The sequence below is a fragment of the Methylococcus mesophilus genome (assembly GCF_026247885.1).
In the GTDB taxonomy this organism is placed as follows: Bacteria; Pseudomonadota; Gammaproteobacteria; order Methylococcales; family Methylococcaceae; genus Methylococcus; species Methylococcus mesophilus.
Window position 1 is genome coordinate 620983 of record NZ_CP110921.1, and the last position, 26312, is coordinate 647294.

21 protein-coding genes and 1 CRISPR repeat array are annotated in these 26312 nt (G+C 65.1%); all 21 genes read left to right on the forward strand.

Features of this window, described 5'->3' with window-relative positions:
* Positions 1-17 precede the first annotated feature (17 nt).
* On the forward strand, positions 18-1781 hold the full coding sequence (gene nuoC, locus OOT43_RS02955) for an NADH-quinone oxidoreductase subunit C/D (protein WP_317134046.1): 1764 nt from the start codon (positions 18-20) through the stop codon (positions 1779-1781).
* A gap of 12 nt (positions 1782-1793) precedes the next feature.
* Positions 1794-2267, forward strand: coding sequence for an NADH-quinone oxidoreductase subunit NuoE (gene nuoE / locus OOT43_RS02960; protein ID WP_266023197.1), 474 nt, complete (start codon positions 1794-1796; stop codon positions 2265-2267).
* Positions 2267-3550: an NADH-quinone oxidoreductase subunit NuoF gene (nuoF, locus tag OOT43_RS02965; RefSeq protein ID WP_266023198.1), complete on the forward strand. Its 1284-nt coding sequence runs from the start codon at positions 2267-2269 to the stop codon at positions 3548-3550. Before nuoE ends, nuoF begins: the two co-directional genes overlap by 1 nt.
* Positions 3543-6284 (forward strand): NADH-quinone oxidoreductase subunit NuoG, encoded by a 2742-nt coding sequence (gene nuoG, locus OOT43_RS02970; RefSeq protein WP_266023199.1) that lies wholly within the window; start codon positions 3543-3545, stop codon positions 6282-6284. Before nuoF ends, nuoG begins: the two co-directional genes overlap by 8 nt.
* Entirely contained in the window at positions 6281-7231 is a 951-nt protein-coding gene (gene nuoH / locus OOT43_RS02975; RefSeq protein WP_266023200.1) for an NADH-quinone oxidoreductase subunit NuoH, read from the forward strand. The genes nuoG and nuoH overlap by 4 nt, the downstream gene beginning before the upstream one ends.
* A 13-nt stretch (positions 7232-7244) precedes the next feature.
* On the forward strand, positions 7245-7760 hold the full coding sequence (nuoI, locus tag OOT43_RS02980) for an NADH-quinone oxidoreductase subunit NuoI (protein ID WP_266023201.1): 516 nt from the start codon (positions 7245-7247) through the stop codon (positions 7758-7760).
* A gap of 22 nt (positions 7761-7782) precedes the next feature.
* Positions 7783-8283, forward strand: a complete 501-nt coding sequence (nuoJ, locus tag OOT43_RS02985; RefSeq protein WP_266023202.1) for an NADH-quinone oxidoreductase subunit J — start codon at positions 7783-7785, stop codon at positions 8281-8283.
* 4 nt (positions 8284-8287) lie between these two features.
* Complete coding sequence (nuoK, locus tag OOT43_RS02990) at positions 8288-8596, forward strand: NADH-quinone oxidoreductase subunit NuoK (protein ID WP_266023203.1); 309 nt, start codon at positions 8288-8290, stop codon at positions 8594-8596.
* 8 nt (positions 8597-8604) lie between these two features.
* Entirely contained in the window at positions 8605-10470 is a 1866-nt protein-coding gene (nuoL, locus tag OOT43_RS02995) for an NADH-quinone oxidoreductase subunit L (RefSeq protein ID WP_266023204.1), read from the forward strand.
* On the forward strand, positions 10467-11942 hold the full coding sequence (gene nuoM, locus OOT43_RS03000; protein WP_266023205.1) for an NADH-quinone oxidoreductase subunit M: 1476 nt from the start codon (positions 10467-10469) through the stop codon (positions 11940-11942). The genes nuoL and nuoM overlap by 4 nt, the downstream gene beginning before the upstream one ends.
* Before the next feature lies 1 nt (position 11943).
* Complete coding sequence (locus OOT43_RS03005; protein ID WP_266023207.1) at positions 11944-13428, forward strand: NADH-quinone oxidoreductase subunit N; 1485 nt, start codon at positions 11944-11946, stop codon at positions 13426-13428.
* Positions 13429-13496: 68 nt separating this feature from the next.
* Positions 13497-14156: a CDP-alcohol phosphatidyltransferase family protein gene (locus OOT43_RS03010; protein ID WP_266023208.1), complete on the forward strand. Its 660-nt coding sequence runs from the start codon at positions 13497-13499 to the stop codon at positions 14154-14156.
* Positions 14153-14764 carry a lysophospholipid acyltransferase family protein gene (locus OOT43_RS03015; protein WP_266023209.1) on the forward strand — a complete coding sequence of 204 codons (612 nt, stop codon included), beginning with the start codon at positions 14153-14155 and terminating at the stop codon, positions 14762-14764. The genes OOT43_RS03010 and OOT43_RS03015 overlap by 4 nt, the downstream gene beginning before the upstream one ends.
* Positions 14761-15702, forward strand: coding sequence for a phosphatidate cytidylyltransferase (locus OOT43_RS03020; RefSeq protein WP_266023210.1), 942 nt, complete (start codon positions 14761-14763; stop codon positions 15700-15702). The genes OOT43_RS03015 and OOT43_RS03020 overlap by 4 nt, the downstream gene beginning before the upstream one ends.
* A gap of 125 nt (positions 15703-15827) precedes the next feature.
* Entirely contained in the window at positions 15828-16787 is a 960-nt protein-coding gene (cas6, locus tag OOT43_RS03025) for a CRISPR system precrRNA processing endoribonuclease RAMP protein Cas6 (protein ID WP_266023211.1), read from the forward strand.
* Between the two features lie 40 nt (positions 16788-16827).
* Positions 16828-17958 carry a CRISPR-associated ring nuclease Csm6 gene (csm6, locus tag OOT43_RS03030; RefSeq protein ID WP_266023212.1) on the forward strand — a complete coding sequence of 377 codons (1131 nt, stop codon included), beginning with the start codon at positions 16828-16830 and terminating at the stop codon, positions 17956-17958.
* A 485-nt stretch (positions 17959-18443) separates the two neighbouring features.
* Positions 18444-18904: a CRISPR direct-repeat array (repeat unit 37 nt; unit sequence GGTAGTAATCGAGACCTGATGAAGAAGGGATTAAGAC).
* Between the two features lie 336 nt (positions 18905-19240).
* A complete protein-coding gene (locus tag OOT43_RS03035) occupies positions 19241-19894 on the forward strand; it encodes an NUDIX domain-containing protein (protein ID WP_266023213.1) in 654 nt (217 codons plus the stop codon).
* Positions 19891-22020, forward strand: a complete 2130-nt coding sequence (locus OOT43_RS03040; RefSeq protein WP_266023214.1) for a CRISPR-associated ring nuclease — start codon at positions 19891-19893, stop codon at positions 22018-22020. Before OOT43_RS03035 ends, OOT43_RS03040 begins: the two co-directional genes overlap by 4 nt.
* Before the next feature lie 239 nt (positions 22021-22259).
* Complete coding sequence (cas10, locus tag OOT43_RS03045; RefSeq protein WP_266023215.1) at positions 22260-25022, forward strand: type III-A CRISPR-associated protein Cas10/Csm1; 2763 nt, start codon at positions 22260-22262, stop codon at positions 25020-25022.
* 10 nt (positions 25023-25032) lie between these two features.
* Complete coding sequence (gene csm2 / locus OOT43_RS03050) at positions 25033-25506, forward strand: type III-A CRISPR-associated protein Csm2 (RefSeq protein ID WP_266023216.1); 474 nt, start codon at positions 25033-25035, stop codon at positions 25504-25506.
* Positions 25507-25534: 28 nt separating this feature from the next.
* Entirely contained in the window at positions 25535-26260 is a 726-nt protein-coding gene (gene csm3 / locus OOT43_RS03055; protein WP_266023217.1) for a type III-A CRISPR-associated RAMP protein Csm3, read from the forward strand.
* Positions 26261-26312: the final 52 nt, after the last annotated feature.

Below are 26312 nucleotides of genomic sequence, written 5' to 3' on the forward strand. Positions count from 1 at the left end.
CGAGAGGGAATCCGGACATGGTAGCCTCGATGACGGAACATGCTGGAACCATCGTCCCGGACCTGTGCCGCCGCTTCGGCAGCGAGACCTTTATCCCGCAAATCACCGCCGACGGCATCCCCACTCTGTGGATCAATCCCGGCGATCTCGTTGCCGCCGTCGGCTACCTGCGCCGGGAGATCGACCGCCCCTACGCCCTGCTGTTCGATCTGACCGCCGTCGACGAACGGACCCGGAAGCATCGGGACGGCCTGCCCGCCAGCGCCTTTACCATCGTCTACCATCTGATTTCCCTGGAGCGCAACGCCGACATCCGGCTGAAAGTCGCCCTCCCGGAATCCGATCCGTCACTCCCCAGCATCGCTGCGGTCTGCCCCGCCGCCGACTGGTACGAGCGGGAAGTCTGGGACATGTTCGGCATACGTTTCCACGGGCATCCGAACCTGCGCCGCATCATCATGCCGCCGACCTGGCAGGGCCATCCCTTGCGCAAGGACCACCCCGCCCGCGCCACCGAGATGGAACCGTTCAGCCTGCCGGACGATGTGCAACAGCAGGAGCAGGAGGCCCTGCGCTTCGTGCCCGAGGAATGGGGCATGCAGCGCCGGAGCGAGGACACCGATTTCCTGTTCCTGAACTTAGGGCCCAACCATCCCAGCGTGCACGGCGTGTTTCGGGTCGCCCTCCAGCTCGACGGCGAGGAGATCGTCGACGCCGTACCCGACATCGGCTACCACCACCGCGGCGCGGAGAAGATGGGGGAACGCCAGTCCTGGCACAGCTACATCCCCTACACCGACCGGGTCGACTACCTCGGCGGTTCGATGAACAACCTGCCTTACGTCATGGCGGTGGAGAAGCTGGCCGGGATCGAAGTGCCGGAGCGCGCCCGGGTCATCCGGGTCATGATCTCCGAGTTCTACCGGATCGCCAGCCACCTCCTGTTCTATGGCACCTTCGCCCAGGACGTGGGACAGATGTCGCCGATCTTCTACATGTTCATCGACCGCGAGAAGGTGTTCGAGATTATCGAATCCTTCACCGGCGCCCGGATGCATTCCAGCTTCTTCCGCATCGGCGGCGTCGCCATGGACCTGCCGGAAGGCTGGGACAGGCTGATCCGCGAGTTCATCGCCTACTTCCCCAAGCGCCTGGCCCAGTACGACAAGGCGGTGATGGCCAACAAGCTGATCCAGCGCCGCACTCGCGGCATCGGTGCTTACACCACGGCGGAGGCCATCGACTGGAGCGTGACCGGCGCGGGGCTCAGGGCCACGGGCCTGGCCTGGGACTACCGCAAGGCCCGGCCCTATTCGGGCTATGAGAACTTCGAATTCGAGATTCCGACCGGCGCGAACGGCGACTGCTACGACCGCTGCGCGGTGCGGGTGGCAGAGATGCGGCAGAGCCTCCGGATCATCGAGCAGTGCGTGAACCAGATGCCGTCCGGCCCCTACAAGGCCGAGCACCCGCTCACCACGCCGCCGCCCAAGGAACGCACGATGCACGACATCGAGACGCTGATCCAGCATTTCCTCAGCGTATCCTGGGGCCCGGTGATCCCGCCCGGCGAAGCCTGCATGACCATCGAGGCGACCAAGGGCCTGAACGGCTATTACCTGACCTCGGACGGCGGCACCATGTCCTACCGCACCCGCATCCGCACCCCGTCCTTTCCCCACCTGCAGATGATCCCGCTGATGAGTCGCGGCATGATGGTCGCCGACCTGATCGCCATCCTCGCCAGCATCGATTTCGTGATGGCCGACGTGGACCGCTGAAGGAGCCGGAGCATGATCCTCACACCCGACGAAATCCAAGCCATCCGCCAGGAAGCCGGTCACTTCCCCTACCCTTCCGCGGCCGCGATCGAGGCACTCAACATCGCCCAGCGAGGGCATGACTGGATTTCGGACGAACTGCTGAGGGAGGTCGCCGAAGTGCTGGGCATATCGCCGGCGGACCTGGACAGCGTCGCCACCTTCTACAACCTGATCTACCGCCGTCCGGTGGGAAAGCGCGTCATCCACTACTGCAACAGCGTGAGCTGCTGGATGCTGGGCGCCGAAGACAACCGCCGCCATTTGAGTGAAAGGCTCGGCATCGGGCTGGGGGAAACCACCGGCGACGGCGAATACACCCTGCTGCCCATCGTCTGCCTGGGCGCCTGCGACAAGGCGCCGGTGCTCATGATCGGCGACGAGACCCACTTCAACGTCGATCCGGCCAAGCTGGACGACATTCTCGGCGAAACCGGAGCGCCCTGATGGACAAGCCGCTCACCCGCAACATCAAGCCCGATGGCTCCGCCGCCAGCCTGGCCGAATACCGGGCCGGCGGCGGCTACGAAGGATTGAAAAAAGCCCTCGCCGAACTCGCGCCGTTGGAAGTGCAACAGCAGGTCAAGGATTCGGGGCTGCGCGGCCGGGGCGGCGCCGGCTTCCCGACGGGAATGAAATGGAGTTTCGTGCCGATGGGCGAGGACGCGCCAAAAACCAAATACCTGGTGGTCAATGGCGACGAAATGGAACCGGGCGCGTTCAAGGACCGGCTGCTGCTGGAAGGCGATCCGCACCAACTGATCGAAGGCGTCGCCATCGCTTCCTACGCCATCCAGGCCAACATCGCCTATATCTTCCTCCGCGGCGAATACCGGCTCGCGGCGGACCGGCTGCGGCGGGCGATCGCCGAGGCCGAAGAGTACAAGCTGCTCGGCGCGAACATTCTCGGCTCGGGTTTCAGCCTGGACCTGCGCCTGCACACCAGCGCCGGGCGCTACATCTGCGGCGAGGAAACCGCCCTGCTCAACTCGCTGGAAGGCAAACGCGCCAATCCCCGCGCCAAGCCGCCGTTCCCGCAAGTGTCCGGCCTGTTCGGCAAGCCCACCATCGTCAACAACGTCGAGACCTTGTGCAACCTGCCGCACATCCTCCGCAACGGGGTGGAGTGGTACAAAGGACTCAGCCGGACCGGCGAGCCGGGCACCAAGATCTACGGCGTCAGCGGCCGGGTCAAGCGCCCCGGCGCCTGGGAGCTGCCCATGGGCACGACGGCGCGCGAGATCATCGAGGAACACGCCGGCGGCATGCGCGACGGCTACCGTTTGAAGGGCTACATGCCGGGCGGCGCGTCCACCGACTTCCTGCTGCCCGAACACCTGGACATCCCCATGGACTACGGCTCGATCGGCAAGGCCGGCAGCCGGCTCGGCACCGGCACGATGATCCTGCTGGACGACCGGACCTGCCCGGTAAGGATGGTGCTCAATCTCGAACAGTTCTTCGCCCAGGAATCCTGCGGCTGGTGCACGCCCTGCCGGGATGGCCTGCCCTGGACCGTCAGCCTGCTCGAAAGGCTGATCGAAGGGCGCGGCCGACTGGAGGACCTCCACACCCTGGAACGCTTGTGCGGACTGCTCGGCCCCGGCAATACCTTCTGCGCCCTCGCGCCCGGCGCGGTGGAACCGCTGCAGAGCGCCCTCAAATACTTCCGCGCCGATTTCGAGCGCTATCTCCAGCCGCAAAGCACCCGCGGAGGCGTGTATGCCTGACAAAATCGTAGGGAACGATTTTGGACCGCCGAAGGCGGGTCCGGAGGACGGACCCCAGGGAAGGAGTCCGCACATCGAAATCGACGGCAAGCGCTATCCGGTCAAGGCGGGGGACAACCTGCTGCAGGCGATCCTCTCGCTCGGTCTGGATCTGCCCTATTTCTGCTGGCATCCGGCCATGGGCTCGGTGGGCGCCTGCCGCCAGTGCGGCGTGATCCAGTTCAAGGATGCGGACGACACTCAAGGCCGGCTGGTGATGGCCTGCATGACGCCCGTGACCGAAGGCATGCGGATATCTCTGCAAGGCGAAAACGCCAGGAATTTCCGCGCCGGCATCCTGGAACTCTTGATGACCAACCACCCGCACGACTGCCCGGTGTGCGAAGAAGGCGGCGAATGCCATCTGCAGGACATGACCGTGATGACCGGCCATACCTTCCGCCAGTACCGCGGCCTCAAGCGCACCCACCGCAACCAGGACCTGGGGCCGTTCATCAACCACGAGATGAACCGCTGCATCGCCTGCTACCGCTGCGTCCGCTATTACCAGGACTATTGCGGCGGCGACGACCTGCAGGTGTTCGCCTCGCACAACCACGTCTATTTCGGCCGCCATGAGGACGGCGTACTGGAGAACGAATTCAGCGGCAATCTGGTCGAGGTCTGCCCCACCGGGGTGTTCACCGACAAGACCTTCAGCCGGCATTACAGCCGCAAATGGGATCTGCAGACCGCGCCTTCGATCTGCGTCCACTGCGGAATCGGCTGCAACACCAGCCCCGGTGAGCGCTACGGCAGCCTGCGGCGGATCGTCAACCGCTATCACGGCGAGGTCAACGGCTATTTCCTCTGCGACCGCGGCCGCTTCGGCTACGGCTTCGTCAACGGCCCGGCGCGCCTCCATCAGGCCCGCTCGGCCGAGGAAGGTCCGCTGGACCTGAACATCGCCGCCGGCCGGTTCGCCGCCGCGATCCGGGACGCGCGAGGGATCATCGGCATCGGATCGCCCCGCGCCAGCCTCGAGGCCAATTTCGCACTGCGGGAACTGGTCGGCGCGGAGCGTTTCCATGCCGGCATCGGCGACACCGAACACGGCTGCCTTCGAACCCTCCTCGGCATCGTCCGGGATTTCCCGGTGCACCTCGTGTCCCTGCGCGAAGCCGAACGGGCCGATGCGGTGCTGGTGCTGGGCGAAGACCTGACCCAGACCGCGCCGCGGCTGGCGCTGGCGCTACGCCAGGCGGTGCGCAGCCGGGCCCATGCCATCGCCGAGGGTCTGGGCATCCCGCATTGGCAGGACGCCGCCGTGCGTGAGGCGGCCCAGGCCGAAAAAAGCCCGCTGTTCGTCGCCAGTCCGGGGCCGACCCGGCTGGACGAGGTCGCTACGCGGACCTGCCGCGCCGGCCCCGACGCCATCGCCCGGCTGGGCTTCGCCGTCGCGCACAACATCTGCTCCGAGGCGCCGGCCGTTGCGGGCCTGACGCCCGAACATGAGGCGCTGGCTGCGGAAATCGCCGACGCGCTGGCAGGCGCCGAACGGCCCCTGATCGTATCCGGCACCGGCTGTCTGAGCGAGGAGGTGCTCCGGGCGGCGGGCCAGATCGCCGCTGCGCTGGCGGCGAAACGTCAGGGCCGACCCACGGGTGTGCATTTCGCCGTGCCGGAATGCAACAGCCTGGGGCTGGCGATGATGGAGGCGCAAGCTCTGGCGCACGCCTTCCAGACCATCGAGTCCGGAGTAGCCGACACGCTGCTCATCCTGGAAAACGATCTCTACCGGCGGGCGGACCGGACCGCGGTCGACGCCCTGCTCGAGCGGGCCAGACAAGTGATCGTGATCGACCATACCCTGCACGAAACCGCCGAGCGCGCCGATCTTGCGCTGCCCGCCGCAAGCTTCGCCGAGACCGAAGGGACACTGGTCAGCAGCGAAGGCCGCGCCCAGCGTTTCTTCTCTGCAATGCCCCCCATCGGTGACAGCCGCGACGCCTGGCGCTGGCTCGGGCCCTGGACCCGCATCGACGATCTCAGCCGGGCGCTGGCCGAATCGCTGCCGGTGTTCCGGGAAATTACCGGTTGCGCGCCCGGAGCGGCCTTCCGCATCGCGGGCCAGAAGATTCCGCGCCAGCCGCACCGCTACAGCGGACGCACCGCGATGCTGGCCGACGTCCGCATCCATGAACCGAAGCAGCCCGAGGACGCGGACTCGGCGCTGGCCTTCTCCATGGAAGGCGCCGCGCAGGACCATCCGCCGGCCTTGAATCCCTTCGTCTGGGCGCCGGGCTGGAATTCGAACCAGTCGGTCGGCAAGTTCCAGGACGAAGCCGGCGGTCATCTGCGCGGCGGCGATCCCGGCATCCGCCTGATTGGCGACGGCGGAACCGGCCCGCAGTGGTTCGTACCGCCCGAGGCCGGCGCCGCTCCCTCGGACGCCCTGCGGCTGGTACCGCTGCACCGCATCTTCGGCAGCGACGAGACCAGCATGCACTCGCCCGCGGTGGCGGAACGGGCACCGCATCCCTATGTGGCCCTCAACCCCGCGGACGCGATCCGCCTCGGTCTCGCCGAAGGCGAAGAAGTCGAACTTGCTACGGACGTCTGGCTGCCGGTGAAGCTCCTCCCCGGCCTCGCGGCCGGCATCGCCGGCGTGCCGGCCGGTCTGCGCGACCTGCCTTTCCTGGAAACCGCGTCGCGGCCATGGACGCCGAACAAGCCCGGAGAAGTTACGCCATGACCGTCGGATCGCCCTATGTCGTCGTCGGCATCCTGCTCTCGGTCGTGGTCGTCGCGGCCTGGCTGATCTGGGTGGAGCGCCGCCTGATCGGAATCTGGCAGGACCGGCTCGGGCCCAACCGGGTGGGCCCGCTGGGGCTGGGGCAGGTGGTGGCGGACATGGTCAAGATCTTCTTCAAGGAGGACTGGATTCCGCCTTTCGCCGACAAGCCGGTGTTCGTCATCGCGCCGGCCGTCGTCATGGTGACCATGCTGCTCGGCTTCGTCGTCGTGCCGTTCGCACCGGGCGTGGGCGTCATCGACTTCAACTTCGGCCTGCTGTATTTCTTCGCGCTGTCTTCCCTGGCGGTCTACAGCCAAGTGCTGGCGGGCTATGCCTCGAACAACAAATACTCGCTGCTGGGGAGCCTGCGCGCCGCCGCCCAGAGCATCAGCTACGAGGTGTTCATGGGCCTGGCCGCGATGGGCGTGGTGATGCTGTCCGGCAGCTTCAACCTGCGGGAGATCGTCGAGGCGCAGAAGGATTGCTGGTACGTGCTGCCACAGTTTGCAGGCTTCCTCGCATTTCTGGTGGCAACGGTGGCGGAATGCCATCGCGCGCCCTTCGACCTGCCGGAAGCCGAGCAGGAGATCACCGGCGGCTTCCACACCGAATACTCCGGCATGAAGTTCGGCATGTTCTTCGTCGGCGAATACTTAGGCATCACCCTGAATTCGGCCATCCTGGTGACGCTTTTCTTCGGCGGCTGGCTGGGGCCGGGCTTCCTGCCGCCTCTGGCCTGGTTCGTCCTCAAGACCCTGGTCTTCATCCTGTTCTTCGTCCTGCTGCGGGCGGCGCTGGCCCGGCCGCGCTACGACCAGCTCATGAGCTTCGGCTGGAAGGTGATGCTGCCGCTGACCCTGGTCAATATCGTCGTCACCGGGGCCGTCGGCCTGTCGGCGCCATGAGGGAGGAAGCGAGATGATCAGCCAGTTGCGCACCCTGTGGATCGTGCTCAAGCACACCTTCACCCGGGCGGACACGGTCCAGTACCCCGAACAGCGGCCGAAGCTGTTTCCGCGCTACCGCGGCCGCATCGTGCTCACCCGCGACCCCGACGGCGAGGAGCGCTGCGTCGCCTGCAACCTTTGCGCGGCGGTGTGTCCGGTGGACTGCATCGCGCTGCAGAAGGCCGAGGACGTTGACGGCCGCTGGTATCCGGAATTCTTCCGCATCAACTTTTCCCGCTGCATCCTCTGCGGCCTGTGCGAGGAAGCCTGCCCGACCTACGCGATCCAGCTCACCCCCGATTTCGAGTTATGCGAATACGACCGCCGCAACCTGGTGTACGAAAAGGAGCACCTTTTGATCCAGGGCACCGGCAAGTATCCGGGCTATGGTTTCTACCGGGTAGCGGGCAAGGCCATCGCCGGCAAGGACAAGGGGGAGGCGGAAAACGAAGCACACCCGATCGACGTCCGAAGCCTCTTGCCCTGACCGTAACCCCACAGGCACCGACATGGAACTGACCCTCTTCTACCTCTCTGCCCTGGTCGCCGTCGCCGCCACCTTCATGGTGGTGATCCAGTGCAACACCGTGCATGCCCTGCTCTATCTCATCGTCTCGCTCCTCGCCTCGGGCTTCATCTTCTACCTGCTGGGGGCTTTTTTCGCGGCGGTGCTGGAAGTCATCATCTACGCCGGGGCGATCATCGTGCTGTTCGTGTTCGTGGTGATGATGCTCAATCTCGGCAGCAAGACCATCGAGCAGGAGAGACAATGGCTGTGTCCCGGCATCTGGCACGGACCCGCCGCGCTCTGCACCGTCCTGTTCGCGGAGCTGCTGATCACCCTGACGCGTTCCGGCGCCCACGAGGCGGGCCGGATCGTCGAGTCCAAAGCGCTCGGCATCGCCCTGTTCGGCCCCTATCTGCTGGCGGTCGAAACGGCCTCCATGCTGCTGCTGGCGGGTCTGGTCGGCGCCTATCACCTGGGCCGCCCTCTCAGGTCCGGGAGCTGAAGCGATGGCGCCAATTCCCTTCGAACACGCGCTGCTCCTGGCCTCGGTTCTGTTCGTGCTGGGCCTCGTCGCCCTGCTCATCCGCCGCAACCTGATCGTGATGCTGATGTCGGTGGAGATCATGCTGAACGCGGCGGGGCTGGCCTTCATCGCCGCCGGGTCGCGCTGGGGCCAGCCCGACGGCCAGATCATGTTCCTGCTGATCCTGACCCTCGCCGCCGCCGAAGTCGGCGTCGGCCTGGGGCTGGTGCTTCAGATCTACCGGCGTTACAAGACGCTGGACGCGGATCGCCTGAGCGAAATGCAAGGCTAGGAGTCGTCATGCTGAATCTGTTGTGGCTGGTTCCCTTCCTTCCTCTGGCGGGCTTCCTGATCCTCACCGGGAGCGAAGGCCGGCTGCCCAAGGCCTACGTTCCCTGGATCGGCGCCGGCTCGGTCGGATTGTCGGCGGCCCTGGCGGCAGCCCTGGCTTTCGAGCTTCTGGCCCTGGCTCCGGAGGCCCGGCTGTTCCGGCAGACGCTGTGGCACTGGATGGCGGCGGGCGACTTCGGCGTCGACTTCGCCTTCTACCTCGACGCCCTGTCGCTCAACATGCTGCTGGTGGTCACCGGGGTCGGTTTCCTGATCCACGTCTATTCCGCCGGCTACATGGCAGACGACCCCGGCATGGCCCGCTTCTTCGCCTACATGAATTTGTTCGTGTTCGCCATGCTGATCCTGGTGCTGGCGGACAACCTGCCGCTGCTGTACCTCGGCTGGGAAGGCGTGGGGCTATGCAGCTACCTGCTGATCGGATTCTGGTACGAGAAACCCGAGAACGGCTACGCGGCCCGCAAGGCTTTCGTCGTCACCCGCGTCGGGGACACCGCCATGGCGCTGGGCCTCTTCCTGCTGTTCGCCCAGCTCGGCACGCTGGACATCCAGGAGGCCATGGCCAGGGCGAGCGCTCAATGGCCGGCGGGCTCGACCCTGGCCACCGCAGCGGCCCTGCTGCTGCTCGGCGGCGCCGTCGGCAAGTCGGCCCAGTTGCCGCTGCAAGTCTGGCTGCCGGACGCCATGGCCGGGCCCACGCCGATCAGCGCCTTGATCCACGCCGCCACCATGGTCACGGCGGGCGTCTACCTCATCGCCCGCACCCACGCCCTGTTCGCCCTCGCTCCCGAGGTACAGACCCTGGTCGCTGTCATCGGCGCGATCACCCTGCTGATGTCCGGCTTCAGCGCCCTGACCCAGACCGACATCAAGCGCGTCCTGGCCTATTCCACCATTAGCCAGATCGGCTACATGTTCCTGGCGCTGGGCGTGGGCGCCTGGTCCGCGGCGATCTTCCACCTGACCACCCATGCCTTCTTCAAGGCCCTGCTGTTCCTCGGCGCCGGCGCCGTCATCCTCTCGCTGCACCACGAACAGGACATCTTCAGAATGGGGGGCTTGCGGCGCAGCCTGCCGCTGGTGTTCTGGACCTTCGTCGTCGGCCTGGCGGCCCTGGTCGCCCTGCCTTTCACTTCGGGCTACTACAGCAAGCACGAGATCCTGCTCAACGCCCATGGCGCGGGCGCTGCCGGCCCCTGGCTATGGGCCGCGGGCACGGCGGGCGCGGTCCTCACCGGCCTCTACAGCACCCGGCTGCTCCTGGTCGCCTTTTTCGGCACGGAGCGGACGCCAGCCCGCCCGCACTATGACTCCAATATCGGCGTGCCGCTGGTCGTCCTCGCCATTCTTTCCCTGGCCGGGGGACTGGCGAAGCTGCCCCTGTTCCCGGCACTGCCTGAAACCGGCACCGAGCTCGCCCCGAGCGGAGCCGAGGGGGAAGCCGGCGGTTCGATCGGCCTCTTGACCACGGCGGCGCCCTTCCTCGGCGTCGCGATCGGCTACCTCGTCTACCGCGCCGGAACCGCTTCCGCCGAAGCCGTGCTGAAGCTCCCCGGAGGCGAGGCATTGCGCCGCCTGTGGTTCAGCGGCTGGGGCATGGACTGGCTGTACGACCGGCTGTTCGTCCTGCCTTTCGTCGCTCTCGCCAGGCTGAACAAGGGCGATGCCGTCGACCGGCTGTATCAGGGAATCGTCGCCCTTACCCGCCTCGGCCACCGCCTGCTGGTGCCCACCCAGACCGGGCAGCTCCGGCGCTATGCCGCCGGTATGCTGTTCGGAGCCGCGCTGGTCCTGGCCGTGGGGGTATGGGCATGATCCTGCTCTGGCTGATCCTGGTTCCCCTGATCGGCGGGCTGCTGTCGCTCCCGGCCGGGCGCTGGCGGGACGACGCTCCGCGCTGGCTGGCGCTGGCCGCCTTGGCCGTCGACGCCGCGCTGGTCCTGTCCCTGTTCGCGGACACCGGCGCCGCGCCCAAAACCGCCTGGCTGGCGCAGATCGACTGGGCCTGGATCCCGCGCTTCGGAATCCGCTTCCATCTGGCTCTGGACGGGCTCAGCCTGCTGCTCGTCGCCCTGACGGTATTTCTCGGCTTCGCCGCGGTGCTCTGCTCCTGGACCGAGATCCGCGAACGCCAGGGTTTCTTCCATTTCAACCTGCTGTGGACGCTGGCGGGGGTCATCGGGGTGTTCCTCGCCCTGGACCTGTTCCTGTTCTTCTTCTTCTGGGAAGTCATGCTGATCCCGATGTATCTCCTGATCGGCATCTGGGGCCACGAGAACCGGGCCTATGCGGCCATGAAGTTCTTCATCTTCACCCAGGTCAGCGGACTCTTGATGCTGATCGCGATCCTCGGTCTGGTGTTTCTGCACTACCAGACGACGCGGACCCTGAGCTTCGACTATTTCGAGCTGCTCGAGGCCGATCTTTATCCCGGCGCTGCCCGCTGGATCATGCTCGGCTTCTTCGTCGCCTTCACGGTCAAGCTGCCAGCCATTCCCTTCCACACCTGGCTGCCGGACGCCCATACCCAGGCGCCGACCGGCGGCAGCGTCCTCCTCGCCGGGGTGTTGCTGAAGACCGGCGCCTACGGCCTGCTGCGCTTCGTGATCCCGCTGTTTCCCGGTGCGGCGCAGGATTTTGCGCCTTTCGCCATGGCGCTGGGCGCGGTCAGCATCCTCTATGCCGCCAAGCTCGCCTTCGCCCAGACCGACCTCAAGCGCCTCATCGCCTACACCAGCGTCAGCCACATGGGCTTCGTGCTGCTCGGCGCCTTCGCCGGCAATGCGCAAGCACTGCAGGGCGCGGTGATGACCATGCTGGCCCACGGCGTCAGCGCGGCAGCGCTGTTCATGGTCGCCGGCGCCCTGCAGGAGCGGCTGCACACCCGCGACATGGACAAGATGGGAGGCTTGTGGGCACTGGCGCCCCGCATCGGAGCGATCACCCTGTTCTTCTCGGTCGCCGCGCTGGGCATGCCTGGGCTGGGCAATTTCGTCGGCGAATTTCTGGTGCTGCTGGGGAGCTTCCGCGTCGATGCCGCCATCACCGCGTTCGCCGCGCTCGGCCTCATCCTGGCGCCGGTCTATGCGCTGTACGTGATGCAGCGGGCGTTCCACGGGCCGGCTTCGCCCCGCGAAATCCGCGACTTCGGCCTGCGCGAAATGGGGGTGATGCTGTTCCTGATCGCCGCGACGACCTGGATGGGGCTCCATCCCCAATCCATGCTGGCCTACACCGACGCCACGGTGAACGGACTGACCCGGACCCTGGCCCAGCGAGGAACCTGACGTGACCGCCGACGCATTCACCGCCCTGCTCCCCTTCATCGTTCTGTCGGCGGCCGCCGTCGCCGTGATGCTGGCCATCGCGATCCGGCGGAGCTTCCGCCTCATTTTCTGGCTGACGGTCGGCGGGCTGCTGGCGAGCCTGTCCACCCTGCCCCACGCTTTGTCCGTCGCACCGCTCCGGGTCACGGACCTGCTGCTGGTCGACGCCTACGGCCTGTTCTTCCATGCGCTCTTGCTTCTCGCCGCGCTCGCCGTCGCCCTCCTGTGCCTGGCGTATTTCCGCCGGCGCGAGAATGAGAACGAAGAAATCTTCGTGCTGCTCCTCACCTCGACCCTGGGGGCACTGCTGCTGGTGTCCAGCGCCCATCTCGCCATGTTCTTCCTCGGCCTGGAGGTGCTGACGATCTCCCTGTTCCCCATGATCGCCTACAGCGTCCGGGCCTCCCGCCCGCTGGAAGCGGGCATCAAATACCTGATGCTGTCGGGACTCGCCTCCTCTTTCCTCATGTTCGGCATGGCACTGGTCTACGGCGACCTGGGCGTGCTCTCGTTCGAACAGATCGGCGCGAGCGGCGCGGAACTGGAGCAAAAGCCGCTCGCTCTCGCCGGCCTGTTCCTCATCCTGGCCGCGATCGGCTTCAAGCTGTCGCTGGTGCCGTTCCACCTGTGGACGCCGGACGTCTACCAGGGCGCGCCCGCGCCGGTCACCGCCTTCCTGGCGACCGTGTCGAAGGCGTCCGTGTTCGCCCTGCTGCTCAGGTTTTTCACCACCGTCCATGCCGAGCGCTCGGAAACCTTTCTCTGCGTGCTCGGACTGCTGGCCGTCGTGTCCATCCTGGCCGGCAATCTCCTGGCGCTGCTGCAGGACAGCCTGAAACGCCTGCTCGCCTACTCATCGATCGCCCACATGGGCTACCTGCTGGTGGGATTCGTCGCCGCGGGGCTGCTGCGGCGGGACCTGCAGGCGGAAACGATCGCCTTCTACCTCGCCGCCTACACGCTCACCAGCCTGGCGGCCTTCGGCGCCATTTCGGCCATTTCCGACGACGCCCGCGAATCCGACCGGCTCAGCGACTACGCCGGCCTGTTCTGGCGCTCGCCTTGGCTCGCCGCGGTACTGACGCTCTCCCTGCTGTCTCTGGCGGGCATCCCGCTCACGGTCGGCTTCGTCGGCAAGTTCTACGTCTTCGCCGCCGGCGTGCAGGCGGAGACCTGGCCACTGGTGGCCACCGTCGTCGTCGGCAGCGGCATCGGCATCTACTATTACCTCCGGGTCGTGCTGGCCATGATCCAGCCGGCTGACGCCGGGCATCGGCTCGCACTGCATCCGGCGGCCCGAACCGCCTTGGCCGTCACGGCGCTGCTCGTCCTCGCGGCCGGATTGTTCCCTCAGCCGCTGATCGATGCAGCGGCGAACACGCCACATTCGCCCACCACCGCTGACAACCAGCACCGGGCCGCCGCTTTGCCGGCCGCCGGCCGCTAGCTGCGCACCCATCTTGCAACGATGTTCCGCCCGTCCCCGGCTCCATAACCGCCTTCACTCCCCCGACCATGTCCGACTTTGAATTCAGCCGCCGCCCGATCAAAGCCCGCGACACGCGCTGGGCCGCTTCCATCGCGTCCTGGCTCGCCTACTCCGGCATACGTCCCAACCTCATCTCGGTTTTCAGCGCCGTCTTCGCCGCTGGGGCAGGCGGATGTCTGGCGGCGACGCCCTACTGCGAGGCGGCCGGGGCGGCGGTTCTTTTCGTGACGGCGGCGCTGTGCGTACAACTGCGGCTGCTGTGCAATCTCTTCGACGGCATGGTCGCCATCGAAGGCGGGTTCAAGACGAAATCGGGCGAAATCTTCAATGAACTCCCGGACCGGTTTGCCGATGCCTTCATCCTGACCGGTCTGGGCTATGCAAGCTCGATGTGGCCCTACGGCCCGACCCTGGGCTGGCTGGCCACGGCCCTTGCGCTGGGCACCGCCTATGTGCGCGCACTCGGCGCGGCGGCGGGCGCCGGTCAATGTTTCCTCGGGCCGATGGCCAAACAGCATCGCATGGCGGTCGTCACCGCCGCATCGCTCGCAGCGGCCGCGGCGTGCTTCGCGGACTGGCAGGCGTGGGTGCTGATGGCCGCGCTCGTGATACTGGTCGCCGGCACCGCTGCTACTCTCCTGCGGCGCACCCGTTGGGTCGTGCGGGCGCTGGAGGCCAAGCCGTGATCGCGAAGTCCTTCGTCATCCTGCTGGTGCGGCTGCTGACCGGCATCCGCGCCCACTGGCAGGGCACCGAGCCCGACGCCAGGCAGCGGGTCTATTTCGCCAACCACACCAGCAATCTCGATGCGGTCGTGATATGGGCGGCGCTGCCGGAGGCGCTGCGCAAGATCACCCGGCCCGTCGCCGCACACGACTACTGGTCGCGCGGCCTGGTGCGGCCCTATCTGGCGAAACGCGTTTTCAACGCCGTGCTGATCGAGCGCCGGAACGTGACGGTCAAGAACAATCCGCTCACACCCATGCTCGCCGCGCTGGATGCCGGCAGCTCGCTGATCATCTTTCCCGAAGGCGGGCGGATGGCCGGTGGAGAACCCGCGGAATTCAAGAGCGGCATCTACCATCTCGCCGCCCGCCGCCCGGAGGCCGAACTCATCCCTGTGTGGATCGACAACGTGAACCGCGTGCTTCCCAAAGGCGAAATCTTCCCGGTGCCGATGCTCGGCAGCATCACGATCGGCGCGCCGATCCGGCGGGAGGAAGACGAGACGAAGGAAGACTTTCTGCGGCGCACCCATGCGGCACTGTGCCGCCTCGGAGGATTTTCGCCATGACGATGGACCGGCACATCCTCTGGCTGGCTGCGGGTATTCTCGGCGCGCTCGTCGTGGCCTCGGTCATCGGCGCAATCCTGGCTGCCCGAATCAAGACCGAGGCGGGACGCGCCACCGTCTCCAACCTCAATGCCCGAACCCGCGCCTGGTGGGTGATGGCGTTCATCTTCGGCGGTGCACTCGCCCTCGGACAGGTCGGCGCGGTGGTACTGTTCGGCCTGCTGTCCTTCCTCGGCCTGCGCGAATTCATCACCCTCACGCCGACCAAACGGGGCGACCATCGCGCCCTGTTCTGGATGTTTTTCGTGATCACGCCGGCGCAATACTGGCTCGTCGCCCGCGGATGGTACGGGATGTTCGCCATCTTCATCCCGGTTTACGCCTTTCTGTTCCTGCCGGTGCGATCGGCGCTGGCGGGCGACTGCGAAAACTTCCTCGAACGCACCGCCAAAGCCCAGTGGGGCCTGATGGTCTGCGTATATTGCCTCAGCTACACGCCGGCGCTGCTCGCCCTGGAAATACCGGGTTTTGAGGGACGCAATGCCGAACTCGTGATCTTCCTCATCCTGGTCGTCCAGATGAGCGACGTGCTGCAGTACGTCTGGGGCAAGACGGTCGGCCGCCACAAAGTCGCGCCCACCGTCAGCCCCGGCAAGACCTGGGAAGGCCTCATCGGGGGCGTACTGTCCGCATCGGCCCTCGCCGCCGGCTTGTGGTGGGCGACGCCGTTCACGCCCTGGCAGGCGGGCCTGACCGGATTTGCGATCTGCATCGCTGGTTTCTGCGGCGGCCTCGTCATGTCGGCGATCAAACGCGACCGCGGCGTCAAGGACTACGGTGCCCTCATCGAGGGGCACGGCGGCGTGATGGACCGCGTCGATTCGCTGTGTTTCGCGGCTCCCCTGTTCTTCCACCTCGTTCGGTATTTTTGGACGTGACACCGGCCCGAATTCTCCATCACCGCGTGAGCCCACAAAGCGGCGGCAAGCTTGCCGCCACAAGGCGGCCCGCCGGGGTGGTGCTATGATCCGTTTCGACATCAACCAGCCGCACCCTTCGCCAAATGATTTGGCCCGGTCTGCCCATTGCCCGCTATCGCTTCGAATTCTCCTCCGAGTTGCCGGTCCGGCTGCCCGAGTATCCCGGCTCCGCCTGGCGCGGCGCCCTCGGCCATGCGCTCAAGCGCGCGGTCTGCGTGGTCCGCGGCACCCCCTGCAAGGACTGCCTGCTCTACCGCGCCTGCGTCTACTCCTACGTATTCGAGACACCGCCACCGGCGGCGGCCCTCAAGATGCGGAAATACAATGCCGCCCCGCATCCGTTCGTGCTCGACGTGCAGCCCAATCCCGAGCCCCAAGTCTTCCGGCTCGGCCTGACCCTGATCGGCCAGGCCGAACGCCAGTTGCCTTACCTCGTACACGCCCTGCAACAGGCAGGACGGCAGGGCATCGGCAAACGGGACAACCGGCTCGAACTCCAGGCCATCCAACAGACCGACGGCAACGGCGGCATCCACCCGATCTGGACCGCCGAACAGCCGCTCATTCCGCTGCCGGCCTCAATCCCCGTCATCCCGCCGCCGCCGGAACGCTGCCGGGTCCAACTGGAAACCCCCCTGCGCCTGCGCCGGGAAGAGCACCAGGTCGGCCCCAGGGATTTCGGCTTCGCCGACCTGTTCGGCACGCTGCTGCGGCGCCTCTCCATGCTCAGCTATTTCCACACCGACACCCCCCTGGAAACCGATTTCGCCGGTCTCATGGCCCAGGCCCGCAGCCTCGTCGTGAAAGAAGCCGAGCTGGCCTGGCACGACTGGACCCGCTATTCCTCCCGGCAAGACACCACCATGCAGATGGGCGGACTCACAGGCAGCTTCGTCCTCGACGGCACGGCCCTCGCCCCGTTCTGGCGTTACCTCTGGCTGGGCCAATGGACCCACGCCGGCAAGGCCACCAGCATGGGCTTGGGCCGCTACCGGCTCCACACCGAACCCGCGGACGTACCGCAGCCCGCGGCGACGGCCTGATTCCGCATATCTCCGCCTCCGTGCCCGACCTAAGCATCGTATGGAAACGCCAGAACTCCCCTACCCCCGGCGCATTCTGCTTGCAGTGACCGGCCTCACGCCGCAAGTCGTCACTGAAACCCTCTATGCCCTTCGCCGTCGAGGGGATCAAGCCCTGCCGACCGAAATCCATCTCCTGTCCACCGCCGACGGCATCGAACGCGCCCGGCTCACCCTGCTCAGCGACGAGCCCGGCTGGTTCCACCGGCTGCGGCGGGATTACGCGCTGCCGGCCATGCGATTCGACGAATCCTGCCTGCACGTCCTCGAAGACGGCGCCGGGCGGGCGTTGACCGACATCCGCACCGAAAGCGACAACATCGCCGCCGCCGACACCATCACCGACTGGATCCGCCACCTCACCGACGACGACGCCTCCCAGCTACACGTCTCGCTGGCCGGCGGACGCAAATCTATGGGATTCTACGCGGGCTACGCCCTTTCGCTGTATGGCCGGCCCCAGGACCAGCTCTCCCATGTGCTGGCGATGCCGCCGTATGAATCGTACCCGGACTTCTTCTACCCCACCCCGGCCAGCCGCATCATCTATACCACCGGCGCCGACAGCCGGCCGCTGGACACCAAGGCCGCCGCCGTCACCCTGGCCGACATACCCTTCGTCCGGCTGCGGCAAAACCTCCCCAAGACCCTGCTCAAAGGCCGCGCCCGCTTCTCGCACGTGGTGGACGCCGCTCAATCCTCGCTGACCCAGCCCAAATTGACGATTGATCTTGAACGCCGGAGTATCCAGGCCGGCGGCCTCAGCCTAACCCTCGCCCCGACTCAACTGGCCTTCCTCGCCTGGTTCGCCCGCCGCCGGCTGGCGCAAGCGCCGGCGCTGTGCTGCCCCTCGGACGGCGTTTCCGAACCCGACTACGCCGCCGCCTACCTCAGCAAATACATGAAAATCATCGGCGCCATGGGTGACGGCGACCGCACCCAAGAGCGGCTTCGGCACGGCATGGACAAAGCGTTCTTCGAGCAGACCAAATCCAAACTGCACCGCCGCATCGACGACCTGCTCGGCCATGCCGCCGGCCCCTACCTGATCGGTCACGACGGCGGACGCCCCCGGCGCTTCGGCCTCACCCTCCCGCCGGAAGCCATCCGCTTCGGCCGCATCGAAGGCTGAAGCCGCCCCCCGCACACCGACCTCCACACCGGCCACCACGGCGCCAGACCTTCGAGCGCGACATGTTCCTGAAATCACACCTTGATGAAGAAACCAATCTTCGCGGTCGCCGGCCCACACCTGTCCGCAGGCAGCACAGCTTGGCAACGGACAGAACGCTCCGAAGCCATGAATACCGGCTACAAGCTCGTTGGCGGCGCGCTCCGATGCCCAGTACCCCATCGCTCCGGTCACTTGCCCACCTACCGGCCGTGTTTTGCCTCCCCACGGAATCCCATGTCGCATACCGACCAAGTCGGCGAGTGAATTCCGCGGCTTGCTCACCACCGGCCTCGATGCTTAACTACGGCCTGGAACCTGCGCCGTCAAAATCCAGCGAGGCGCCGGTTCGCGCATGGCTGCCGAAAGTCAGCTTTTCGAGCGGCCGATTTTTCTTCAACCCCCTCTATAACAAAATGATTTTTAAGGAGAAATATGACGAAGCAGGTAGTAATCGAGACCTGATGAAGAAGGGATTAAGACACGACAGGCGCGAACGTATTCGTCTATCCGTCCCAGGTAGTAATCGAGACCTGATGAAGAAGGGATTAAGACTCCACCAACTCGACGGACGCAAGAATCGCATTCGGTAGTAATCGAGACCTGATGAAGAAGGGATTAAGACTAGTCTCAAGTCAGTCTGTTAGTGTCGCTCTAGCGGTAGTAATCGAGACCTGATGAAGAAGGGATTAAGACAAGACTTCTTCATCAGTTGTGTTTAGCTTTTCAGGGTAGTAATCGAGACCTGATGAAGAAGGGATTAAGACTAGAGCAAGCGTATCAGCGTTCATAGTCTAGTCGGTAGTAATCGAGACCTGATGAAGAAGGGATTAAGACCGCCATTCGGAATCTGGCTGTTCAGCACAGCCGCGTAGTAATCGAGACCTGATGAAGAAGGGATTAAGACCGCCGGGGTAGAACCGGCACTCCCCGTCCGCTCCGCCCGCCATCACCCGGCAAGCTTGCGATATCTGACAAGGATCAGTCGCTTGCACTACACTTCGCGGCGCCGTGAATGCTCAGGCGCACCGCGGCGGATACGCCCCCCTCGATCAAAGGAGCACGGCATTGATCCTTCAGGAACGTCTCGACGCGTCGAGCCCGATGGCGCCGGCGGCTGTTCTTCGCTATCCAGGGAAAGTCGGCGGACGCGCCCGCCTCGGCGGAAAGGAAGGCTACGCGAATTTCCGCTCCGGTCTGGACACTTTGGAAAGTTAGCCTCGGCTCCCCTCGTCACGTAATCATGGAAAGCGAAGTTCTCGTCATCCCACAGCCCTATTGGTCGGCCCTGGAAACCGTGATGACGGATGATTCCGCACGGTCTCCTGCCAAAGCCGGCAAAGCCTCCCCGCCGGACGAGCAAGATCCGCACGCGGCCTGGTCCCGTGCCATGAAGCATTGGCCTGCCGAGACTGTCTGGCTGCGGCGGGCCGATGCCGAGGGCGACGAGGGCTACCTGCAGATCATTCCTTATGCCCTGCTGCGGGACGGCTCCGGCGCCCTTTGGTGTTACCGCCGCCGAGGGGGTGATGCACGGCTGCGGGAACGTTTCAGTTGCGGGGTCGGTGGGCATGTGGACCGGGAGGACGAAGATGCCACCCTGGCTGCCACCGTATGGAACGCCCTGCTCAGGGAACTCGGCGAAGAGCTGAACTGGCAACCGCCGCCCGAGCCCCACCAACCCCTGGCCTGGATTTACGAAGGAGTTTCCCCCATCGGCAGAGTCCATGCAGGCCTGCTTTATCTGCTGGACTGGCGAGGCGCCGAGCCGCCCCGGTCGGTCGATCCTGCCTTGGCCGGCATGGGTTTCCTCCCGGCGGCGGAAATCATTGCCGAACCTCGTTTCGAATTGTGGAGCCGGCTTGCCGCCCGGCATGTTTCGGAGCGCGGCGAATGACTCACATCCTGCTTTGCACCTTGGGCGCCTCCTGGGCCGTCATCCCCGAGGCATACGGCTTTCTCGCCCCCGACCGTCTGCCACTGTTGCAAAATCATCCGGCGAGCGAGGAACTCGCCGCGCTGCGCTCCCGCTACGGTTTGGCCGCACCCGACGAGATCTGGGTGTGCACGACGCAAGGCGACAGAACCCGCGAGAGCATCGATTCTCTGCTCGACTGGCATCGCTGCCTGGATTTCCCGGTCGCACTGCGAATCTGGCAGGCACAAGGCACGGACCAGCTCGCCAGCCAGGCTGAATGCGACCACATGCGTGAACTGATCCTCCGCGCGGCGCTGCTCGCCCACGATCACGCCCGAGGCGGGCAAGTGCTGCTGTCGCTGGCCGGCGGGCGGAAGACCATGAGCGCCGATCTGCAGCGGGCCGCTTCGGTGTTCGGCTGCCAGGCCTTGCTGCATGTGATCGAAAACGAGATGCCGCCGGTATTGAAGAATCCCAAGCCGGAATTCCTGACCCGCCCGCTTCCCGCCACGGTCGACGCAGGCCGGAGCTGCGCCGGAACCATCCTGCCGCTGATCGCCACCGGGGCTTCGCCCCGCAGCGAGTTGTTGGACGTCGCCTTGGATGAGCGTCCGCCGGTCTCCGCCGGCCGCTTTCCTTTGCCCCTGCCCGAGCCGGGGGCCGTTCTGGCTTGGGCCGCACCGCCAGCCTGTGCCTTGGCGCAGGAGTTGGGCGAACGCGACACCGCGGGGAGCCGCCTTCTCGGCAATTACCTGCAGCAACTGAGCCACGCCGAGCAGCACGAAAACTGGCGCAGCCTGTACCGCCTGCCGCCTCGCACCATCGAAGCGCTCCGCGCCACGCCGCTTGCGCCCGATCACCGGGGCTGGCTGGAACGCCTGCCCAAGGCGGATCTGCACCGGCATTTGGGGGGCTGTCTCGACCTCGCCGCCCAGCGGGACGTCGGCCAGGCGATCTGGCAGACGCTGACGGACACCGAACGCTCTGCGGCTTTGGCCCGTGTGGCGTCGCTGCTCCAAACCCCGGACTGGCCCGATGACTGGCCGAACCAGCTCCGCGCAGCGCCGCAGCCCCGGTCGCATTGCGCCGCAGCCCTCTTGGTGGAAGCCGACGACGATTGGCTCCACCGCAATCTGTACGGCGTCACCGAGCCGCGCATTGCCCTGCGCGAAAGGCATCCGCTGAAATTCGCCGCTTACGAACGTCCCGGCGAGTTGTCCGGTTCCGCTCTGTTGGCGCACCCGGCAGCCATCGAGCCGTATGCCCGCGCGGTCGTCCGCCAGGCCCTCGATGAAGGGCTCTTGTATGTCGAGCTACGCGGCAGCCCCCAGAAATACGGCGATGGCCTCGCTTTTCTGCGGCAACTGCGCGAGGCCTTGCACAAGGCCCTGCCCTGTCCCGCCGACGGCCCGGTTCCGCGCTTTTCCTTCACCGTCATCGCCGACCGCCGCCAGCGCGACCGCATCGCCCAGGTGATCGAGCTCGCCGTGCAAGCCAAGGAGGCGATGCCGGATTTCGTGGCGGGGTTGGACCTGGCCGGCGACGAGGGCACCACCCGGCCGGAGGAGATCGCCAGCCCGTTCAAAAAAGCATTCGAGATTTGCCTCCCGATCACCATCCACGCCGGCGAAGGCGAATCGGCCGAATCGATCTGGCAGGCCGCCTATCATCTGCACGCGGACCGGATCGGCCACGGACTCAGCATTGCCGAACATCCCCAATTGGCGGAGCGCTTCCGCGACCGCGGCATTTGCCTGGAGCTTTGCCCGACCTCGAATCGGGAAGTCGTCGGCTACCGCGATCCCGCCGTGGAATCGAGCCAGGGCTGCCCGGCTTACCCGGTGTTGGAGCTCTGGCAAAAAGGACTGCCGCTGACCTTGTGCACCGATAACCCCGGCATCAGCCGCACCCGCTTAAGCGATGAATACCTGGCGGCGGCGCGCATGAGCGGCGGCAAACTCTGTCTTTGGGATGCGCTGGCCATGATCCGGCAGGGATTCACCCACGGCTTTCTGCCGGCGCCTGACAAGGCGGAATTGCTCCGCGCCGCCGATGCCCAAATCTATCGGCGGGTGCTCGATGATTTTGCTGACATCCCGGCTTGATATCGTTTTTCAACGGATAACTCATCGGATAGCTCGATGGCTTCGCTCGTTAGGTGTCCACGAGTTTTTAGTTTCGGGGCAGAGGCGAAACCAGCACTCCCTTCCCGTACCCCCGCCCCGTTCTCATCCGGCAAGCTTGCGATACCTGACAGGGATCAGCCGCTTGCACTACACTTCCGGCCCTTGCTAACACCCAGGCGCACTGCGGCGGATACGGACCGCGCATCTATCAAAGGAGCATGGCATTGACCCTTCAGGAACGGCTCGACGCTTCCAGCCGCATGGCGCTGGCGGCTTTTCTTCACGATCTGGGTAAGTTCGCCGAACGCGCCCGTATAGGCGAAGCCAATGAAAAACGCGCCGATGGGACCACACGCATCGCGCTGGAAAAACAACTCCACTGCCCCAGTTTCAACGGTCGACATACTCACATCCATGCGGCTTACACCTCGATCGGTTTCGATTTGCTGGAACAGCACCTGCCTAATCTGGTAGGGGAACACATGACGCCGTTCGCTCCCTGGCGCGATCGTGATGTCGACGACTCCATCATCAACGCCGCCGCTCGACATCATCGGCCAGGCACCTATCTGCAATGGATCGTAGCGACGGCGGATCGGCTCGCGTCCGGCTTCGAACGTGAAGAATTCGATGCCTACAATGCTGCGCCGGACGAGGAACAGCCAAAGCTCAATCATTACACCAAGCGGCAGCTCACTCTGCTCGAAGGGATTCGCCTTCAACCCAAAGCTAATGCGGAATCGGCCCCCCAATATCGCTACCCTCTCAAGCCGCTGTCGCCGAAGTACTTGTTTCCGGTATTGGCCGAAAGCGCGGAGCAGGCCGACAGCAAGAAAGCCCAGGGCGAATATCTCGAGCTTTGGGACAGCTTCAGGGCGAATCTGGAAAAAATCCCGCAAAGCCACCGGACCGATTTGGCGCTGTGGCTGGACCATTTCGACTGCCTCTGGCAGACGTTCACTCACGCCATTCCTGCGGCCACCGCCGGGCAGGTCAAACCGGAAGTGTCGCTTTACGACCATTCCCGGACTACGGCGGCCTTGGCGGTAGCGCTATGGCGCTTCCATCAGGACCGGGGCGAGGACACTGACGCCATCCGGGAACAGTTGCGCGTGCAGTGGGACCGCCAACGTGCTGACAGCGGCGAGAGTCTCGAGGCTTGGGAGAGCGAGAAGTTCCTGCTGATCCAGGGCGATTTCTTCGGCATCCAGGATTTCATCTTCGCCAGCGGCGGCGAAACCCAGAAGCGGGCCGCCAAGCTGCTGCGAGGACGCTCCTTCTACGTCTCGCTGCTCACCGAGCTGGCAGCGCTACGGCTGCTGGAGAAGCTCGCCTTGCCGCCGACCAGCCAGGTCGTGAACGCGGCGGGCAAATTCCTGATCGTCGCGCCGAATACGGCAGAAGCCCGCGCTACGGTGGCAGAGGTTCAAGCGGAATTCGATGTTTGGTTCCTGCGCCACACTTACGGCCAATCCGGCATCGGGTTGGCCATGCTGGCGGCTCGATCGCGGGACTTCCAGGCCGGCAAACAAGATCAGGAAAGTCCGTTCCGAGCGCTCATGAAGCGTCTGTTCGAGCAACTGGATGAGGCCAAGCTCAGGCGCTTCGGGTTGTGCGGCGAGACCCCGGCCGACCCGCTGTTCCGGGATTTTCTCAACGCCTTCACCTCAAAAGGAGTTTGCGGCATCGATGGGCGTTCCCCGGCAACGGTCGAAGAAGACGGCATGCAGATCGGCGCCATGGCGGCGGACCAGATCAAGACCGGGCACCTGCTGGCAAACCGGCAGCGCGTGCTGATATCCGTCGAACGCCTGAACCACCGCGGCCTTAGCCTGCCGATCTTCGGCTTTCATGTGAGCTTTACCACCGGCGAGGATGACAGCGGCCGATTCGGGCGCGAGGCGAAAACCGCCAATCTGCGCCGTTGCTGGGATTTTTCCCTCCCCGAATCGCCGGACGCGCCACTGTGGAAAGGTTACTCCCGCCGCCACATCAATGCCTACGTGCCGCGCTTCGACGCCGTCAACGAGTGGGAAGCGGAACGCTACCGCGGTATAGAAAACCCGGCAACGTTCGATCCCCACCCGAATGAAATCAAGACTTTGAACCATCTGGCGCGAGATGACCGGCAGGTCGACCCTAACGGAAACTGGTATGGGCAGGAAGCGCTCATGACGCTGAAGGGAGACGTGGACGATCTGGGACAAATATTCCAAAAAGGGCTCGAGCGACCGAGTTTCGCCAAGATGGCGGCACTTTCGCGGCAGATGAACGCCTTCTTCGCCATCTACCTGCCCTGGCTGTGCGAACACGGCGAGGACGGCGGCGTTAAGCGCTACCGCAACATCTACACCGTGTTCGCCGGCGGTGATGATTTTTTCCTGATCGGCCCTTGGCATTCGACCCTCAAACTGGCGCAGCGCATGAAGAGCGATTTCGCCAGCTACGTGGCCCATAACCCGGAAATCCACTTTTCCGCCGGGTTATCCATGACCAAACCAGGTCTGCCGATCCGCCAGTTGGCGGCGCTCGCCGAAGAGGGGCTGGAGGCGGCGAAGGCCTATCGTCCGGCCGACGCCCCGGACGCGGGTCCGGCAAAAAATGCCGTCACCTGCTTTGGCCAGCCGGTAAGCTGGAAAGACTTCGACGCCATTCTTACGCAGGAGACGGAGTTGGAACGGCTCGCCGGTGAATTCGGATTGTCGACCGGCTATGTTTACGGTCTGCTTAATCTGACCGACATGGCGACGGCAGTGAGCCAGCATCCGGAAAACGCACTCTGGCACGCCTATTTCGCCTACCGCACCCGGCGCATGCTGGAATCGCGCATCAAGGGCGGCGAGGACCGCGAACGCACCGAGCGGAAGCGCCGCACCTTGCAAGGCGAACTAGCCGCGGAGATCGCACACAAGGGCATCGAACAATTCGGGGCGGCCTACAAGATCGCCCTGTTTACCTATCTGTATCAGCAACGGGATTGAGGTGAGACACATGGCGGACAATCGCGGACAGCGGCATAACACGGGACAGGGCGGGCGCGCCCCGGAGTATCGGCCCCAGCCGCCGGTACTGGACACCAGCACGGTGACGTTCGCGCCGATCAACGCCGAGCTGTTCTGCCAGACGGCAAAAAATATGGCGCAGGCCGTGGCCGACGCGGATCGGAACAGGAATAAATCGACTCAGTTGCGCCGTTTCTACGACGAGCTGGTGTTGTGGGAAACCCGAGTGAGCCAAGCTCCCAAGGAACATCAAGCTGACAAGTTCAACGAGTGCCTGCCTTTCATCCGCATGATCAACGCCAAGGCGGCCTATGCCGAAGGCCGCAAGCTTGTCGACTCCACATTCGTCGGTCTGCTGCACCATACTCTGGCGCAAGTCACGGACGCCAAGGCACTCGGCACCTGCAAGCTGTTCTGGGAAGCCTTTATGGGCTTCTACAAGCAATTACGCGGTGACAACTGAACCGCCCCCGACGACAAGGACACCCTCCATGAAACTCATCGCCATCCAGAAGCTCACCGGCACCCTCCAACTGGTCTCCGGCCTGCACATCGGTTCCGGCAACACCGAGATGCACATCGGCGGCACCGACAACCCGGTGATCAAGCATCCGCTGACTCAGCACCCCTACATCCCCGGCTCCAGCCTCAAGGGCAAGATCCGCAGTCTGCTCGAATGGGAGCTGGGCGTGGTAGGCATCACCGACAGAGATCCGCTGGGCTTCAAACACATCGGAAAGATGGAGCCTGCGCAGCGCGAGACCGCCAAGGACCTGCTGCGGCTGTTCGGCGGCGCGCCGGAGGGCGGCAATCACTACAGCGACCTGGTGAAGGAGATTGGCCCCACCCGCTTGGCGTTCTGGGACTGCGCTCTGGAGCCCGGCTGGATCGAGGAAATGAACGGCCGCAACCTGTTACTAACCGAGAACAAGTCGGAAAACATGATCGACCGCATCCGTGGCGTGGCCGAACATCCCCGCAACACCGAGCGGGTGCCGGCTGGGGCACGCTTCGAGTTCAGTCTGACCCTCCGGCGCCACGATACCGACGGTGACCTGCTGGCAGCCGTGTGGAAAGGCCTGAAACTGCTGGAACTGACCGGCCTGGGCGGGTCCGGCTCGCGCGGCTATGGCAAGCTGAAATTCACCCGGCTGGAACTGGACGGGGAAGACCGGCTGCCGCAACTGCGGGAAATCCGCTTCAATGCAGCTGCCTGAAAATAGGGGGCGGTGATTGAAAGAGCGAATCTTCATGCGGCAGGCACCGAAC